Source organism: Mycobacterium sp. UM_CSW (genome assembly GCF_000455205.1).
Taxonomy (GTDB): domain Bacteria; phylum Actinomycetota; class Actinomycetes; order Mycobacteriales; family Mycobacteriaceae; genus Mycobacterium.
In genome coordinates, this window is sequence record NZ_AUWQ01000030.1 from 24,731 (window position 1) to 42,269 (window position 17,539).

The following is a 17,539-nucleotide window of genomic DNA, read 5'->3' on the forward strand; positions in this document are numbered from 1 at the left end:
TCCGTTCGTCGATTCCGGTTGTCTTGGCGAATGCGGAGCGCGCAGCGCTGCGGGATCCGGATGCCTTCGGGCGCTTGGCGTTTGGCGACGCGGCATGACGCGCGCAACGGCGGCCGAACAGCTCGACAGCGAAAACCCGTGGCCGGGGCTCGAGTCGTTCGAGGAATCCGGGAGCGCGTTCTTCCACGGGCGCGGCCACGAATCGACGACGCTGCTGAGCTGCGTTCTCGACGCTCCGATCACCCTGTTGTACGGGCGGTCCGGCGTCGGCAAGACGTCGTTGTTGCGCGCGGGGCTATTCCCGTTGCTGCGCGACAACGACTTTCTGCCGGTCTATGTGCGCCTTGACGTTGCGCCGGGCGCCGCACCGCTGACTCGTCAATTGCGGCAATCGCTATTCGACTCGATTCGGGCCGAGGTGCCCGATCCGGTGCTGCCTGCGGAGGACGAATCTCTTTCGGAATATCTGCGTCGCGACGACTTCGAGCTCCGAAGCGAGCGGGGCGAGCTACTGACGCCGGTGATCGTTGTCGACCAGTTCGAGGAACTCGTTGCACCCGCTCAGCGGGTTGCCGATCTCGTTCGGGAATTCAGGGATGAGCTCGGTGAGCTGGCCGAACGGAAGGGCAGCTACAAGTTACTGCTCTGCCTGCGGGAGGAATCTGTCCCGGATCTTGACGACTGGCACCAGCTCATCCCGTCGCTAGGGCAGTCACGGATGCGCCTGTTGCCGATGGGGACGAGCGAGGCAGTCGACACGGTGTACAAGCCGGCCGAAGAGTTGATGCCCCGTCCGCTCGCGCGCCGGGTGGTGGGGATCGTCGCCGGCGAGGACCTGCACCGCGCCCGCGGCGTCCCGTTCGCCGACGTCGATCGTCCCGCCGACGACTTCGACGCCCTGGAGGTCGAACCCGCGCTGCTCAGCCTGTTCTGCCGCGAGCTCAACGAGGAGCGGAAGCGGCGCGGGCAGAGCCACTTCGACGACCGGCTGGTCCAGGACGCCAGGCGAGACATCCTGTCGAACTATTACCTGTCGTGCGTGCGCGACCTTCCCCCGCGCGTCGCGCAGTTCATCGAGTCCGAGCTCATCACCGAGAAGGGATTCCGCGACAGCTATGTCCGCGAGGAAGCGGTGCCGTCCCGGCTCACCGAGGACGAACTGTCCCGGCTGATCGGGTCGCGGCTGCTACGGCTGCAGGAACACTACGGCGCGCAGCGCATCGAACTCACGCACGATGTGCTCACCGACGCGGTCCGCGAACACCGAGACCGGCGACGTACGGGAAAGACCAAGGCCGCCTTGGCATCCCGCGCCGACGGCCCGCAAGTCGGACTCGAAGCCGCCCAGCGGCGCGCCGCTGCCCTACGGAAACGGTTACAGATCCTCGCTGCCGCGCTGGCGGTCACCGCCGTCGTCGCCCTCGTTGCCGTGATGCTCGGTGTGCAGGCCGTCCAAGCGCGACACGAGGCGCAGAGCCAGCTGCACCAGAAGCTGCTCACCCAGCGGCAGATCCTGATCGCCGAGGCGCAGGACATGCTGGCCGGCACCCAGCCCGGCGGGGACGCGCGCGCCTTCCAGCAGATCCTCGCCGCGCGCGCCCTGCTCACTCCCGCCGACGACGGGCCGCTCTACACCGCTGTGGCCCAACGAGCCAGCACCCTCAAAATCATCACCGGGCACACCGGCGCGGTGAACGGTGTGGCGTTCAGCGCCGACGGGCGCCGGCTTGCCAGCGTCGGCCTCGACAAGACGGTGCGGATGTGGAACGCCGAGACCGGCCAACAGGTCGGCGCGGCGATGACCGGTCATCAGGACAACGTGATCGGCGTGGCGTTCAGCCCGGACGGGCGCCGGGTGGCTTCCGCGAGCATGGACAAGACGGTCCGAATCTGGGACGCCGAGACGGGCCACCCGGTTGGCGCACCGCTGCGCGGTCACACCGGTTCGGCGCTCGGGGTGGCGTTCAGCCCGGACGGGAACTGGCTGGCCTCCGCGAGCAGCGATCGCACCGTGCAGCTGTGGGACGTCCGGGCCGGCTACACGCCCGGTCCCCGGCTCGTCGGCCACACGGGTTCGGTGGTCGGCGTGGCGTACAGCCCGGACGGGCAGCGGTTGGCTTCCGCGAGCGACGACCAGACCGTCCGCCTGTGGGACGCCCGGACCGGCCAACCGATCGGCGCCCCCCTCGTCGGCCATATCGGCCCGGTGCTCAGCGTCGCGTTCAGCCCCGACGGGCACCGGCTGGCTTCCGCGAGCATGGATACGACGGTCCGGATCTGGGATGCCGACACCGGTCAACCGGTGGGCGCGCCACTCACCGGTCACACCGGGCCGGTGCAAAGCGTGGCGTTCGACCCCGCGGGACACCGGCTGGCCAGCGCGAGCGCCGACCAGACCGTGCGGCTGTGGGACGCCGACGCCGGACACGACCGCGGCCCGTTGCTCGTCGGCCACAGCGGCATCGTGAACGGCGTGATGTTCAGCCTGGACGGGCGCCGGCTGGCCACCGCCAGCAGCGACGCCACGGTCCGGCTGTGGGACGCCGGCCAGCCGTTCGGCTCACCGCTGGTCGGCCACACCAGCAAAGTGAACAGTGTGGCCTTCAGCCCCGACGGACACCGCCTCGCCTCGGCCAGCGACGACCAGACGGTGCGGCTGTGGGACGCCGGCACCGGCCAACCGGTCGGCGCGCCGCTGCGCGGCCACACCGGCAACGTGAACAGCGTGGCGTTCAGCCCCGACGGGCGGCGCGTCGCCTCGGCGGGCGACGACCAGACGGTGCGGCTGTGGGACACCGGGACTGGCCAACCGGTGGGCGCGCCGCTGCGCGGCCACACCGGCCCCGTGCTCAGCGTGGCGTTCAGCCCCGACGGCCGCCAGTTGGCGTCGGCCGGCGACGACCAGACGGTGCGGCTGTGGGACGCCGCCACCGGTAAGTCGATCGCCCTCACCGGCCACACCCGCAGGGTGGACAGCGTGGCGTTCAGCCCGGACGGTCGCCGGCTGGCCTCGGCCAGTGTCGACCAGACGGTGCGGCTCTGGGATGCGGGCACCGGCCAATCGCTCGCCGTCCTCGCCGACCACGCCGGCCCGGTGTTCAGCGTGGCGTTCAGCCCGGACGGTCGCCGGCTGGCCACCGCGAGCGGCGACCAGACCGTGCGGCTGTGGGACGCGGGAACCGGACAACCGGTCGGCGACCCCCTGAGAGGAACCGGCGACACCGTGAACGCCGTAGCCTTCAGTCCCAACGGACGGCGGCTGGCCACCGCGGAAAGCGAAGGCACGCTGCAACTTTGGGATGCCACCACCGGCCAGCCGTTCGGCGCCTACCTCGAGGGCCACACCGGCCCGGTGCTCAGCGTGGCGTACAGCCCCGACGGGCAACGGCTGGCCTCCGCGGGCGCCGACACCACGGTGCGGCTATGGCCGGCGGATGCCTCGCCGGAGATGCTGTGCGCCAAGCTGACCTCGAACATGAGCCGTCAGCAGTGGCGCGACTGGGTGTCGCCGGATATGGGCTACGTCAAGCTGTGCCCGGGACTGCCGATCGCCGGTAGCGGCTAGCTCGGCACCGGATGCCGGACGAACGTCCGCGGCTGGGTGAACGCCCGGATCCCGTCGACACCGAGTTCCCGGCCGAGGCCTGACTGGCCGCAGCCGCCGAACGGCAGGCGCGGGTCTTGGGCGGCCAGGCCATGGCAGTTGACGCTGACCGTGCCCGCGACGAGCCGGCCCGTGATCCGGTCAGCCAGCGCGTCGTCCCCAGTCCAGACCGACGCGGTGAGGCCGAATTCGGTTGCGTTGGCGGCGGTTACGGCGTCGTCGATGTCGTCGTAACCGAAGATCGGCAGCACCGGACCGAACTGCTCCTCGGTGGCCAGCCGCGAATCGGCGGCGAGGTCGGTGACGACGGTCGGCAGCGCGAAGTAACCGCCGGAGTCGGCGTCGGCCTCGCGGATCCGACCCGCGGTGCGCACCGACGCGCCCTGGGCCTCGGCGTCGCCGACCAGGGCGGCGACCCTGTCGCGTCCGGCGGCGGTGTGCAACGGGCCGAGCGTGGTCTCGTCGGCGAGGCCATCGCCGATCACCTCGCGCTCGCAGCGCGCGAGCACCGCCTCGGCCAGCTCGCCGACCTTGCCGGCGGGCGCGTACAGCCGCTTGATCGCCATGCAGACCTGGCCGCCGGTGGTATAGGTCGCCGTCACCAGCCGCTCCACCAGCTCGTCGGTGACCTCGATGTCCGGGGCGATGATCGCCGCGTCGTTGCCGCCCAGCTCGAGCAGCACCGGGGTGAGGCGCGCGGCGGCCGCGGCCATGACGGCGCGCCCGGTGGCGACGCCGCCGGTCAGCGAGATCAGGTCGATGCCCGGATGGGTGACCAGCGCCTGCGCGAGCTCGCTGCCCGGTCCGGACAGGACGTTCACCACGCCCGGCGGCAGCGCCGCGGCCACCGCCCCGGCGAGCTGCAGCGCCGCCAGCGGACAGCTCGGCGGCACCTTGACGACGGCGGTGTTGCCCGCCGTCAGCGCCGACGCGAGCTTCGTCATCGTCAGCGCCAGTGGCCAGTTGAACGGCAGCACCAGCGCGGCCACGCCGAACGGCTCCCGGTGCAGCCGTGGGTAAACGGAGCCGGGGTCGACCTGCTCGGGTGCCAGCGCCGCCTCGGCCATCGAGCCGATCAGGGCGGCGAGGCCCGGCCCGGTACTGATCTCGAAGTTCGCCTCGGTGAGCACCTTGCCGTGCTCGCAGGTGTAGAGCCGCGCGCCGTCACGGGCGGCCAGCTGTTCGGCGGCGGTGGCCGCGGCCACCGAGATGGCGGCGACCCGCTCCGCGACCCCGAGCGCGCGCCATTGCGGGGCCGCCCGCTTCGCCGCCGACACCGCGGCGTCCAGTTGGGCACGGTCGGCGGCGGGTGCGTGGCCGACGATCTCGGCCGGGCGGGCCGGGTTGTGCACCGGGTAGGTTCCCGCGGCGCCTTCCTGCGGCTGGCCGCCGATGGTCAGGACCGAATCCGTCGCCGGCGCTTTGTGGACTGTAGTTGTCATCGCCCGTCTCCCTTGACCCGGTGCGGTTGTCCCGCCATCGTAAGTCGCTATGACGCCGATCACATTTTTGGTCCGATGAAAGCGGTCGTGCTGCGCGAGGTCGGACAGCCCACGGCGGTGGAGGAGCTCGCGCTGCGACCGCTGGCCGGCCACGAGGTCCGGGTGCGGCTGCACGCCAGCGGGGTGTGTCACAGCGATCTGTCGTTGCGCGACGGGGCGATACCGACGCTGTTGCCGTCGACGCTCGGGCACGAGGGGGCGGGGATCGTCGCCGAGGTGGGCGCCGACGTCACGACCGTCAGCCCGGGGGACCACGTAGTGCTGACGTGGAACGTGCCATGCCGCTCCTGCCCGCATTGCCTGCGCGGCGAGGCCCAGCTGTGTGTGCACGGCTACGACCACGCCTACGGCGGCCCGTACGCGGAGGGCGCCGGTGCGCCGGTGTGGCCGGGAATGGGCGTCGGGTCGCTGGCCGAGGAGACGCTGCTGCCGGCCGCGGCGGTGGTGCGGGTCGACGAGTCGCTGCCGCTCGACCTCGCGGCGCTGCTGGGCTGCGGCGTCACCACCGGGGTCGGCGCAGTGATGCGCACCGCGGCCGTGCGCCTTGGGGAGAGCGTGCTCGTGATCGGTTGCGGCGGTGTCGGTTTGGCCGCCATCCAAGGTGCGCGGCTGGCCGGTGCGGCGCCGATCATCGCCGCCGACCGGGCCGCCGGCCAGCTTCCAGCCGCGGTGGCCAACGGGGCAACCGACACCATCGACGCCAGCGAAGCCGATGTCGTTGCCGCGGTGCGCGACCTCACCGGCGGCCTCGGGGTCGACCACGGGATCGAGGTGGTGGGCAAGCCCGCCACCATGCGCCTGGCCTACGAGGCCACCCGCCGCGGCGGCAAGGTGACCCTGGTGGGTGCCGCCGGGATCGCCGAGGAGGTGACGTTTCCCGCGCTGTCGTTGATGGCCGACGGCAAGGCGGTCCAGGGCAGCGTCTACGGCGCCAGCGACCCGGCGCGCGACATCCCGGTGCTGGCCGCGCTGGCCCAACGCGGCAAGCTCGACCTCGAAGCGTTGGTGACGCGGCGGATCGGCATCGACGACGTCGAGGCGGCGTTCACCGACATGTCCGCGGGGCGCGGCGCCCGCAGCGTGGTGTGCTTCGCGTAATCCTCAGGGCGACAGCGTGATTGCCTGCTCCGGGCAGTTCTGCTCACCCGTTTTGGCCTGCGCCTCGAGTTCGCCCGAGACCTCCTCGACGAGCACCACGCAGTGACCCACGTCGTCGGCGTCGAAGACGTCGGGCGCCAACGTGTAGCAGCGGCCGTGTCCCGTGCAGCGGTCCGGGTCGACGGCAATGCGGGTCATGACGCCGGAAACACCAGCGGCAGCGTCTCCACCGACCGCAGCGCGGCGGTATAGGTCAGCTGCGTGCCGGGCTTGACCTCGTAATTCGGGATGCGGCGGTGGAATTCGCGCAGCGCCACTCGCAGCTCCATGCGGGCGAGGTGGGACCCCAGGCAGCGGTGCGGGCCGCCGCCAAAGGCGCGGTGCCGGTTCGGATTGCGCGTGAAGTCCACCACCTCCGGATCGGGGAACTCGGCGGGGTCGGTGTTGGCCGCGCCGAGCAGTGGGCTGATCCGTTCGCCCTTGCTGATCGGGCATCCGCCCACCTCGGTGTCCTGGACGCAGACGCGGGCCACGCCCGGCACCGGCGTCTCCCAGCGCAACAGCTCCTCGATGGCGCTCGGCAGGATGTCGGGCTGCTCGACGAGTTGGCGACGGTGCTCGGGGTGGCGGGCAAGGAACACGAAAAAGCAGTCCAGGGAGTCGGTTACGGTGTCGAGCCCCGCGATCAGGAACAGGATGCAGATGTCGAGCAGCTCCTCGCGCGTCAGCGGTTTGCCTTCCACGTTCGCCGCGATCATGGCGGACAGCACGTCGTCGCGCGGATTGGCGATGTGGTCGTCGATGGCACGGTCGAAGTACTCGTAGATCTGTTGCGCCGTCGGAGCACCGGACTCGTGGCGGCGGTCGAAGCCCGAGTCGCCCGCTGGCCGGATGATGCCATCCTTCCACTCCAGGAACTGGTCGAGATCCTCGAGCGGCAGGCCGAGCAATTGAAGGAATACGGTGCAGGGGAGGGGAACAGCGAACTCTTCGTGGAAGTCGCATTCGCCGCGACCGGCGAAGCGGTCGATCATCTCGTTCACCAGCTCGCTGACGAGGGGTTCACGCCGGGCCATCTCCCGCGGGGTGAACAGCGGATCCAGGACGCGGCGGTATTTCGCGTGATCGGGCGGGTCGATTTGTAGCGGGATCATCGGTCGGACGTTGCCGAGGTCGACGGCGTCCATGTTCGACGAGAACAACTCGGTGTGCTTGAGGGCCATCTCGATGTCGGCCAGACGACTGAGAACCCACGCCGTCGGCGAGCGGAACACCGGGGTGGTTTCGCGCAACGCCTTGTACATCGGCTGCGGATCGGCGAGTCCCGCGAACGCCTGATCGACATACCCTTCGGTTTCTGTCATGACGTTCAATGTGACACCAACTTCGCTATTTAGGCAATGATTAGGTAATTGCTGATATGCCCGAATGCCGCTGGTCAGCAGATTCTCCAGCGAGTACCGTGGACCGTCGCGGACGAGTTGGCCGGGCGGCCGCGGCTCGCATGTCGAGTCGAGGAAAGTCCGGACTTCACAGAGCAGGGTGATTGCTAACGGCAATCCGAGGTGACTCGCGGGAAAGTGCCACAGAAAACAAACCGCCACCCTCGCGGTGGTAAGGGTGAAACGGTGCGGTAAGAGCGCACCAGCATTCCGGGTGACCGGAGTGGCTAGGCAAACCCCACCCGAAGCAAGGCCAAGAAGGCCGCACCTGGTGCGGCTGCGCAGGCGTTCGAGGGTTGCTCGCCCGAGCCTGCGGGTAGGCCGCTCGAGGCACCCGGCAACGGAGTGTCCAGATGGATGGTCGCCGCCCCGCCGCCGTTGCTCATGCCGCGGCGGCGGGGAACAGAATCCGGCTTACAGGCCAACTCGTCCGCCCACCGCTTCGGCGCTTAGTGCACCGCCTTGGCGAGTTTGCGCAGCGCGTCGTTGAGTTGCTGGCGGCACCGTTCGGCGAGGTCGGCCTCCTGCTGGTACAGCAGCCCATAGGTGAAGGTGTCCTCGCCGGCCGTGTGCGCGGCCTCGGCCTGATGGCCCAGGTGCTCGCGGCTGACGACGCTGTCCTGGTGATCGCCCAGCAGCGTCTGGATGACCTTCGCCTGCTCGGACACCTGCGTGGCGCCGGTCGCCGCAGCGGTGTAGCGAAGTCGCTTGGCGCGCTTGCGAATTCGATGTAGCGCCAGGTCTCGTTCGTGCTCGTCGCCGGATTCCACCTGGGCGGCGGCCTTCGCAGCCTTGCGGACCTTGCGGTAAGCCGCATCGAGGCTCACCGGCGCAGCCTCTTCGCCCGGAACCGCCGCGGGAGCTTCGGCCACCCAGGCCTCGAGGGCGTCGAGCAGCCGGAAGTATCGCTGCGAGCGCATTGCGATCAGCGACCGCCGCAGCCCGGTCTGGTAGCGGCGGCGCGCCCCGTCGACGAGGCGTTCGCGGATGCGTCCGCGCACCAGCTCGGGTGGCAGCTTGTCCAAGGCCTGCTGGTAGCGCTCGGCCAACACCTCGGCGTCGCGGGCCGCGCCCAGCACGTTGCCCAGCTCGCGGAGCTCGTCGAGGATCCACGCGTTCTCGGACAACCCGAACGAGTCACCGGAGTCGGCCAGCAGGCTGCGGATCTTGCGGATGGTCACCCGCATCTGGTGCACGGCGTCGTAGGCGTCGGCGCGCACCGCCCGGTCCCACACCAGCAGCTCGCCGACCTGCTCGGCCACCGCCCGGTGCACCGGGTCGGCCGGCTCGGCCGCGCCGTCGGGAGGCGTCGGCGTGCCGAGCACGCGGGCCAGCTTGGAGGCGTGACCGGCGGGCGCGGCACCGGCGTCCAGCAGTCGGTTGCTCAACCGGCTCAGCAGCTCGGTGTCGGCCGCGCCGTTGCCCTCGGCGAGCTCGAGTTCCCACTCGCGCCACTCCTGTTCGGCGGGCTGGGCGTCGGAGTCGCCGGCCGCCCACGCGGTGACGTGGTCGTTGCTGAACTCGGCCAGCGCCGCCCCGTCCGCGCCGTAGAGCACCTGGGTTTCGCGTTCGGTGCTGATGCGGGCGACCGGTACGAGCGGGCGCTCCCGGACGATGGCCAGCACCACATCGCGCAACTCGTCCGGCACGGTGTCGGGATCCGACGCGTCCAGCGGCGCGCGGACCTCGGTGCGCGCCTCCGGGCCGGACGGCAACTTGAGGTGCCAGCCCGCGTCGTGACCGCCGGTGCGGCGGCGCAGGGTGATCTTGTTGCGCGCCAGGTCCTGCCCCGGCGTGTCGAAGTACGTCGCGTCCAGCGATTCGACCGGCGACTTGTCGACGTGAGCGATCGCGGCGATGCCTTCGAACGACGGCGATACCGTGGACTCCACGACGTCGAACTTGCGCTCCACCTCCAGATGACGCGAGGTTTTCGGCGCTTTTACAGGCATTCTCGGCTCCATTGACGCGGCGTGATGGGCAACCCATAGGGTGCCATATCGCGGTGCTACTGATTGAGATGCATCGCCCCGCCCGTCAGCTGACGGAACGTTTGGATTTCGCTTTCCTGGAACGGCCGCCCGTCGGGTTGCAACAGGTCGTGGAACCACACGTCGGGAATCGAGGCGTACGGGTGATCCCACGAGTCCCACGGGAAGTACGTCTGGGTCTTGCCCGCGACGAGCCCCCAATTGATCGCACCGACCTTGCGGCGCTTGGCAATTGGCAGGATGTCCGCGACGGTGCTGCCCAACGGCCGGGCCAGGTACTCGGTGCAGACGATCGGCCGGTCCTGCGAGGCGAGCTCGTCGATGCGGTTCTCGAAGCCGGCCGGCTCGCCGTAGGAGTGGAACGTCAGGAAGTCGGAGTTGCTCAGCTGAATGGCGGCGATCGCGCTGGTGCTTCCGGCGTCGGGCCATTCGCCCTGCCACACCGCGCTCGTCAACGGCTGGACGGGATCGACCGAACGGGCCCACGCGAACACCTGCGGCAGCAAGTCCGCCACGAGCTGCTCCTTGTCCGGCCGCTCGACCGACGCGTAGTGGTGCGAGGGATTGTCGGGCTCGTTCCATAGGTCCCAACCCAAAACCCGGTCGTCGTTGCGGAATTGGGTCAGCACCCCGGTCACGTAGGCCCGCATGGTGTCGAGGTAGCCGCGGTCGCCGAGGCGTTCGGCGCCCGGGCCCTGCACCCAGCCCGAGTTGTGCACCCCGGGCGTCGGGGACCGCTGCGGCCCGACCTTGGGGAAGGGGTCCCAGCACGAGTCGAACAAGACGAACAGCGGCTTGATGCCGCGGTCGGCGGCGATGGCGACGAACTGGGCGAGGCGAGCCTGGAAGCCGCGCTGATCCTGGGTCCACAGCTGGTCGTGCAGGAACACCCGCACGGCGTTGAATCCGGCGGAGCGGGCCCAGCCCAGCTCGACGTGGATGCGCAGCGGGTCGAAGGTGTCGGGCTGGAACATCTCCAGCTGGTTGATCGCGTTCGACGTGACGTAGTTGGCACCGACCAGCCAGCCCTGCGCCCGGTACCAGCGGTCGGCGCGCTCGGTCGACCACCGGCTCGATTCCGGTGGGCCGGGGGCCGGTTGCGCGGCGGCGCGGGGCACTCGCGTCAGTGCGGCGCCGCCCGCCAGTACCAGCGGCAACGCCAGGACCGTTCGGCGGTGCACGAGGCCACCACGATTACTGCCGACGATTTCTTCAACCCCGCTCACGAGCCCCGGTCGCCCATAGCAGCAACCCTACCAGCGGTGTCACACAAGAGGTTTCAGCAATCCCCGGCATGACCGAGGCCGCCGCTTCACGCGGGGGAAAGGGCGGGTTGCGCGCCTTTCGGCTAAGCGGCCGTCAGAAGCAGTGCTCCTCGGCGGGGAAGGAACCCGCGGCCACCTCTTGCGCGTATTGCGTTGCGGCCTTTCGCAATTCGGCCCCGACATCGGCGAACCGCTTGACGAACCGCGGAGGCTTGCCGGCGCTCAGGCCGGCCATGTCCTGCCAAACCAGGACCTGGGCGTCGCAGTTGGGACCGGCCCCGATCCCGATGGTCGGGATGGTGAGCTTGCCGGTGATCTGGGTGGCCAGCTCGGCCGGCACCATCTCCATCACGACGGAGAACGCGCCGGCCTCGGCGACGGCGATCGCGTCGTGCACGGTTTGCTCCGCGGCGTCACCGCGGCCCTGCACCTTGAAGCCGCCGAGGCTGTTCACGCTTTGTGGCGTGAAGCCGATGTGGGCCATCACCGGGATGCCCGCCGCGGTCAGGCAGGCGATCTGGTCGGCCACCCGCTCGCCGCCCTCGAGCTTGACGGCGTGCGCGCCGCCCTCCTTCATGAACCGGGTCGCGGCGGCCAGCGCGGCGGCCGGGCCGGCCTCGTAGCTGCCGAACGGCAGGTCGGCGACGACCATCGCCTGCTGGGCACCGCGCGCGACGCCGCGCACCAGCGGGATCAGTTCGTCGATCGAGACCGGAACCGTGGTGTCGTAGCCGTACACCACGTTGGCGGCCGAATCACCGACCAGCAGCACCGGAATGCCGGCGTCGTCGAAGATCCGGGCGGTCGAATAGTCGTAGGCCGTGAGCATGGCCCACTTGTGGCCTTCGGCCTTCATTTTTTGCAGGTGGTGGGTGCGAATCCGCATCGGCGGCTTGGCTTGCGCAGCCGGATTGGCACCATAAGGGTTTTGCTCAGACATCATTGTCCCTGGTAGTGGTCGGATCGATCCTCGTGGCCATTGCGGTCCCCGGGTTCGCTGACTCCCGCCATTCTGCCATCTCGGGTGCGCGGTTGCACCGCCCGTGTGGTGTGAGTCATACCATTCTCCGCATGCAGCGGCTCAGCGGCCTCGACGCCAGTTTCCTGTACCTCGAGACCGCCGCGCAGCCTATGCATGTTTGCTCGATCATCGAGGTGGACACGTCGACGATGCCGGGCGGCTACACCTTCGACCGGCTGCGCGACGCGCTGACGCTGCGTCTGAAGGCGATGCCGCAGTTCCGCGAAAAGCTCGCCGACAGCGCGCTGAACCTCGATCACCCGGTGTGGGTGGAGGACGAGAGCTTCGACGTGGACCGCCACCTGCACCGCATCGGGTTGCCGCCGCCGGGCGGCCGCAGCGAGTTGTCGGAAATCTGCGGGCACATCGCGTCGCTGCCGCTGGACCGGAGCCGGCCGCTGTGGGAGATGTGGGTCATCGAAGGCGTGGCGGGCGCCGATTCCGATCGGCTGGCGGTGATGACCAAGGTGCACCACTGCGGGGTGGACGGGGTGACGGGCGCGAATCTGATGTCGCAGCTGTGCGCCACCGAGGCCGACGCGCCCGCACCCGATCCGGTGGACGGCGTCGGCGGCGGCAGCGGATGGCAAATCGCCGCGGGCGGGTTGGTCCGGTTCGCCAGCCGGCCGCTGCGGCTGGCCAACGTGGTGCCTCAGACCGTGTCCTCGGTGGTCGCGACGGTGCGCAAGGCTGTCGAGGGCCAGGCGATGGCGCGTCCGTTCGCCGCGCCGCGGACGGCGTTCAACGCCTCCATCACCGGCCGGCGCAACATCGCGTACGCGCAGCTGGACCTCGAGGACGTCAAGACCGTCAAGAACCACTTCGGCGTCAAGGTCAACGACGTGGTGATGGCCCTGGTGTCGGGGGTACTGCGCCAGTACCTGGCCGAGCGCGACGCGTTGCCCGACACGTCGCTGGTGGCCTCCGTTCCGGTGTCGGTGCACGGAAAGTCGGATCGCCCGGGCCGCAACCAGGTTTCGGCCATGTTCTCCAGCCTGCACACCGAGATCGCCGATCCGGTCGAGCGCCTCAAGGCCATCGCCGAGGCGAATTCGCTTGCCAAGGAACATAGTTCGGCCATCGGCGCCTCACTGCTGCAGGACTGGACGCAGTTCGCCGCGCCGGCGGTCTTCGGCGTCGCGATGCGGCTGTACGCCCGGACCCGGCTGACCGAGACCATGCCGGTGCACAACCTGGTGGTCTCCAACGTCCCGGGTCCGCAGGAGCCGCTGTACTTCCTGGGCTGCGAGGTCAAGGCGATGTATCCGCTGGGTCCGATCTTCCACGGCTCGGGGCTCAACATCACCGTGATGTCGCTGAACGGGACGTTGGACGTCGGGCTGATCTCGTGCCCGGAGTTGCTGCCGGACCTGTGGGAGATGGCCGACGACTTCGCGGTGGCGATGGAAGAACTGCTCGCGGCCGTCTGTTAGTTCGCCGCTGGAGGCGCTCATCAGAATCTCAGGTTGGCTCTGGCAGCATATGTGGGCATGGGGTTGTCTCGCCGCGACAAGGTCGCGCGCACGCTGCTGATCTGGATGGCGCTCGCCGCCGTGGCGATGCTGCTCGGCGGCTGTCTCCGCGTTGTCGGCGGGCGCGCCGTCATGGCGGGGCCCAAGCTGGGTCAGGCGATCGAATGGACGCCGTGCCGCTCGTCCAACCCCAAGGCCAAGATCCCCAGCGGCGCGATGTGCGGCCGGCTGGCGGTGCCCGTCGACTACGACCACCTCGACGGCGACGTGGCGACGCTGGCGATGGTTCGGTTTCCCGCGACCGGGGACAAGATCGGCTCGCTGGTGATCAATCCCGGCGGCCCCGGTGAGTCCGGCATCGACGCTGCGTTGAGCGTCGTGCAGACGTTGCCCAAGCGCATCCGCGAACGCTTCGACCTGGTCGGCTTCGACCCGCGCGGGGTCGGCTCGTCGCGGCCGGCGATCTGGTGCAATTCCGACGCCGACAACGACCGGCTGCGCACCGAGCCGAACGTCGACTACAGCCCGGCCGGCGTGGCCCACATGGAGGACGAGACCAAGCAGTTCGTCGGCCGCTGCATCGACAAGATGGGCAAGGACTTCCTGGCGAACGTGGGGACGGTCAACGTCGCCCGCGACCTGGACGCCATCCGCGCTGCGCTGGGCGACGACAAGCTGACCTACCTCGGCTACTCCTACGGCACCCGGATCGGCTCGGCCTACGCGGAGGCCTATCCCACCAAGGTGCGCGCGATGATCCTCGACGGCGCCGTCGACCCGAACGCCGACCAGATCGAGGCGGATCTGCGTCAGGCCAAGGGATTTCAGGACGCGTTCAACGACTTCGCCACCGACTGCGCCAAGCAGCCGACCTGCCCGCTGGGCACCGACCCGGCCAAGGCGGTCACCGTGTATCACAGCCTGGTCGACCCGATGGTGGACCCGAACAACGAGATGGTCGGCCGGCCGATACCCACCAAGGATCCGCGCGGGTTGAGTTATGCCGACGCCATCGTCGGGACCATCATGGCGCTGTACTCGCCGTCGCTGTGGCACCACCTGACCGACGGCCTGTCCGAGCTGGCCGACCATCGCGGCGACACCATGCTGGCGTTGGCCGACATGTACATGCGCCGCGACCCGCACGGCCACTACACCAACGCCACCGACGCCCGGGTCGCGATCAATTGCGTTGACCAGCCGGCGATTACGGACCGCGCCAAGGTGATCGACGAGGACCGCCGGTCACGCGAGATCGCCCCGTTCATGAGCTACGGGCAGTTCACCGGCGACGCGCCGCTGGGCACCTGCGCGTTCTGGCCGGTGCCGCCGACGAGCAAGCCGCACGCCATCACGGCGCCCGGCCTGGCGCCGACGGTGGTGGTGTCGACCACGCACGACCCGGCGACCCCCTACAAGGCCGGCGTCGATTTGGCGCAGGAGCTGCGCGGCTCGCTGCTGACCTTCGACGGCACCCAGCACACGGTGGTCTTCCAGGGCGACAGCTGCATCGACGACTACGTGACGGAATACCTGATCGGCGGCGACACGCCGCCGAGCGGCGCCAAGTGCTAGAGGGTTTGCGGCGCCGCACTGGGCCTTGATTGTGAGCTGGCGGTTTTCGGTGTGCGCCTAGGGCGGGGTTTCGGCGATTTTCCCGCCCTAGGCTCACATGGAACGCCCACGATTCACACCCAACGCCCGACGACGCGACCAGGCGGCGACGCGCCGAGGCGAGATCAAGCCGTGACCATTTCGCGTTCGGACGGGTATTCGATGCTGCAAATATTGACAGCCATGTCGCGCCTGAGACCGTTGAGCTCGGCGCTGCTGTCGTTCGGGATTCTGGTTGCGGGACAACCGGTGCTGCCACTGCCGGTGGCCGGCGCGACCCCGGAACCGGGTGCGGGCCAGACCCCGACCCCGGCTCCGCCGGCCGCTGCGGCGCGCCCGCAGAACTGGGGCAGCTGCAGCCAATTCCTGACCGACACCAGCGACGTCCCCACCGCCCAGTGCACCACCGTGTCGGTCCCCGTCGACTACGCCAATCCGGGCGGCGCGCAAGCCAAGCTGGCGGTGATCCGCGTGCCCGCGACGGGACGACGGATGGGATCGCTGTTGATCAACCCGGGCGGCCCGGGCGCCTCCGCGGTCGACATGGTCGCCGGCATGGCATCGGACCTGGAGAACAGCGATATCACCCGCAACTTCGACCTGGTGGGGTTCGACCCTCGAGGGGTGGGCCACTCGACCCCGCCGTTGCGCTGCCGCAGCGACGCCGACTTCGACGCGTTCCGCCGCGAACCGATGGTCGATTACAGCCCGGCCGGCGTGGCGCACATCGAGCAGATCAACCAGCACCTGGCCCAGCAATGCGCCAGCCGGATGGGCAACGCGTTCCTGGCCAACGCCGGCACCGCATCCGTAGCGCGCGACATGGACACGGTCCGCCAGGCGCTGGGCGACGAACAGATCAACTACCTCGGCTACAGCTATGGCACCGAGCTGGGCACCGCATACCTCGAGGCGTTCGGCGATCACGTGCGGGCGATGGTGCTCGACGGCGCCATCGACCCGACCGTGGACCCGGTCACCGAGAACGTCAACCAAATGGCCGGATTTCAAACGGCTTTCAACGACTACGCCACCGACTGCGCCCGCTCGGCCGGATGCCCGCTGGGCACCGATCCTGCTCAATTCGTCAACCGCTACCACGCCCTGGTCGACCCGCTGGTCGCCAAGCCGGGCCGGACGTCGGACCCGCGCGGGCTGAGCTATGCCGACGCGACCACCGGCACCATCAACGCGCTTTACACCCCGGCGCACTGGAAGTACCTGACGAGTGGCCTGCTCGGGCTGGCGCGCGGCACCGACGCCGGCGACCTGCTGATGCTGGCCGACGATTACGAGGGCCGCGACAAGGCCGGGCACTACAGCAACGACCAGGACGCGTTCAACGCCGTGCGCTGCGTCGACGCGCCGACACCGACGGATGCGGCGACCTGGGTCGCCGCCGATCAGAAGATGCGCCAGGTCGCCCCGTTCCTGAGCTACGGGCAGTTCACCGGAAACGCGCCGCGCGACCTGTGCGCGCTGTGGCCGGTGCCCGCCACCTCGAGGCCGCACGCCGCGGCGCCCGTCGCGCCCGGCAAGGCCGTCGTCGTCTCCACGACGCACGACCCGGCCACGCCGTACCAGGCCGGCGTCAACCTGGCCCGGCAGCTCGGCGCGCCGCTGATCAGCTACGACGGCACCCAGCACACCGCCGTGTTCAACGGCGACCAGTGCGTGGATACCGCGGTGGTGCGTTACTTCGTCGCGGGCGCACTGCCGCCGGCTTCATTGCGGTGCCGGCCCTGAGCCAAACCTCGGGCTTGCCCTCGGCCGTCCTGCTACGTTGCTTGCACCTGACGGATGGAGGACCGCCGGGCTAGTGACAAACGGGGCTAGCTGGTAGGTGGACCGACATGTCGTTCGTAATCGCCGCACCGGAGACGCTGGCGTCGGCCGCAGCGGATTTGGCCGGTATCGGTTCGGCGCTCGGCGCGGCCCGCGCGGCTGCCCTCTCGACGACGGGGGTGCTGCCCGCGGCGGCCGATGAGGTGTCCGCGGCCCTCGCGGCGCTGTTCTCCGCCCACGGCCAGTACTTCCAGGGACTCGGCGCGCAGGCGGCGGCGTTTCACGACCAGTTCACGCAGACCTTGCGGGGGGCGGCCTCGGGCTATGCGGCGGCCGAGGCGGCGAATGTTTCGCCGTTGCAAGCCGTTTGGCAAGACGTGCGAGGCGCGATCAACTCGCCCACCGAGTTGTTGCTGGGGACCCCGTTGATCGGCAATGGCACCAATGGGGCGCCGGGGACCGGGCAGCCCGGCGGGCCGGGCGGGCTCTTATGGGGCAACGGGGGCAACGGCGGGTCTGGCCTGCCGGGGCAACCCGGGGGCCGAGGCGGCAACGCCGGGTTGCTCGGCAACGGCGGGGCCGGCGGTGCCGGTGGGGCCGGCGCAACCGGCGGCGTCGGAGGCGCGGGCGGCACTGGCGGCGTCCTCTTCGGCAACGGCGGTGTCGGCGGCACCGGCGGGATGGGCGGGACCGGCGGCACCGGGTTGTCGGGCACCGCCGGCTCTATCAACGGCGGCGACGGCGG

Annotated in this window: 12 protein-coding genes and 1 other RNA gene; 7 read left to right on the top strand and 6 right to left on the bottom strand. The window is 69.9% G+C overall.

Features of this window, described 5'->3' with window-relative positions; all coding sequences use genetic code 11:
- The first annotated feature begins 94 nt into the window (after positions 1–94).
- Positions 95–3,565, top strand: a complete 3,471-nt coding sequence (locus N415_RS12520) for a hypothetical protein (protein ID WP_068181758.1) — start codon at positions 95–97, stop codon at positions 3,563–3,565.
- Here N415_RS12520 and N415_RS12525 read toward each other — a convergent pair.
- Positions 3,562–5,046, bottom strand: coding sequence for an aldehyde dehydrogenase family protein (locus tag N415_RS12525; protein WP_068181761.1), 1,485 nt, complete (start codon positions 5,044–5,046; stop codon positions 3,562–3,564). The genes N415_RS12520 and N415_RS12525 overlap by 4 nt on opposite strands.
- A 75-nt stretch (positions 5,047–5,121) precedes the next feature.
- Here N415_RS12525 and N415_RS12530 point away from each other — a divergent pair, with 75 nt between their 5' ends.
- A complete protein-coding gene (locus N415_RS12530; protein WP_068181764.1) occupies positions 5,122–6,204 on the top strand; it encodes a Zn-dependent alcohol dehydrogenase in 1,083 nt (360 codons plus the stop codon).
- Between the two features lie 3 nt (positions 6,205–6,207).
- On the opposite strand, the gene N415_RS12535 is transcribed toward N415_RS12530, so the two are convergent.
- Together N415_RS12535 and N415_RS12540 are read right to left on the bottom strand one after the other, a co-directional pair.
- Positions 6,208–6,402, bottom strand: coding sequence for a ferredoxin (locus tag N415_RS12535; protein WP_068181767.1), 195 nt, complete (start codon positions 6,400–6,402; stop codon positions 6,208–6,210).
- A complete protein-coding gene (locus tag N415_RS12540) occupies positions 6,399–7,568 on the bottom strand; it encodes a cytochrome P450 (protein ID WP_068181770.1) in 1,170 nt (389 codons plus the stop codon). The genes N415_RS12535 and N415_RS12540 overlap by 4 nt, the downstream gene beginning before the upstream one ends.
- 113 nt (positions 7,569–7,681) lie before the next feature.
- Between N415_RS12540 and rnpB the strand changes: the two genes are divergently transcribed.
- An RNA gene (rnpB, locus tag N415_RS12545) (RNase P RNA component class A) lies at positions 7,682–8,079 on the top strand.
- A gap of 16 nt (positions 8,080–8,095) precedes the next feature.
- On the opposite strand, the gene N415_RS12550 is transcribed toward rnpB, so the two are convergent.
- The 3 genes from N415_RS12550 to panB form a co-directional block, all read right to left on the bottom strand.
- Positions 8,096–9,598, bottom strand: a complete 1,503-nt coding sequence (locus N415_RS12550) for a CYTH and CHAD domain-containing protein (protein ID WP_068181772.1) — start codon at positions 9,596–9,598, stop codon at positions 8,096–8,098.
- 56 nt (positions 9,599–9,654) lie between these two features.
- Entirely contained in the window at positions 9,655–10,818 is a 1,164-nt protein-coding gene (locus N415_RS12555) for a cellulase family glycosylhydrolase (protein ID WP_068181775.1), read from the bottom strand.
- A gap of 178 nt (positions 10,819–10,996) precedes the next feature.
- Positions 10,997–11,842 carry a 3-methyl-2-oxobutanoate hydroxymethyltransferase gene (panB, locus tag N415_RS12560; protein WP_068181792.1) on the bottom strand — a complete coding sequence of 282 codons (846 nt, stop codon included), beginning with the start codon at positions 11,840–11,842 and terminating at the stop codon, positions 10,997–10,999.
- Between the two features lie 131 nt (positions 11,843–11,973).
- Here panB and N415_RS12565 point away from each other — a divergent pair, with 131 nt between their 5' ends.
- The 4 genes from N415_RS12565 to N415_RS12580 form a co-directional block, all read left to right on the top strand.
- Positions 11,974–13,356 carry a wax ester/triacylglycerol synthase family O-acyltransferase gene (locus N415_RS12565; RefSeq protein WP_068181778.1) on the top strand — a complete coding sequence of 461 codons (1,383 nt, stop codon included), beginning with the start codon at positions 11,974–11,976 and terminating at the stop codon, positions 13,354–13,356.
- Positions 13,357–13,407: 51 nt separating this feature from the next.
- Positions 13,408–14,970: an alpha/beta hydrolase gene (locus N415_RS12570; protein WP_152531349.1), complete on the top strand. Its 1,563-nt coding sequence runs from the start codon at positions 13,408–13,410 to the stop codon at positions 14,968–14,970.
- Between the two features lie 213 nt (positions 14,971–15,183).
- A complete protein-coding gene (locus N415_RS12575) occupies positions 15,184–16,755 on the top strand; it encodes an alpha/beta hydrolase (protein ID WP_152531350.1) in 1,572 nt (523 codons plus the stop codon).
- Between the two features lie 107 nt (positions 16,756–16,862).
- The coding region (locus tag N415_RS12580; protein ID WP_152531348.1) for a PE family protein at positions 16,863–17,539 on the top strand (677 nt) is incomplete at its 3' end.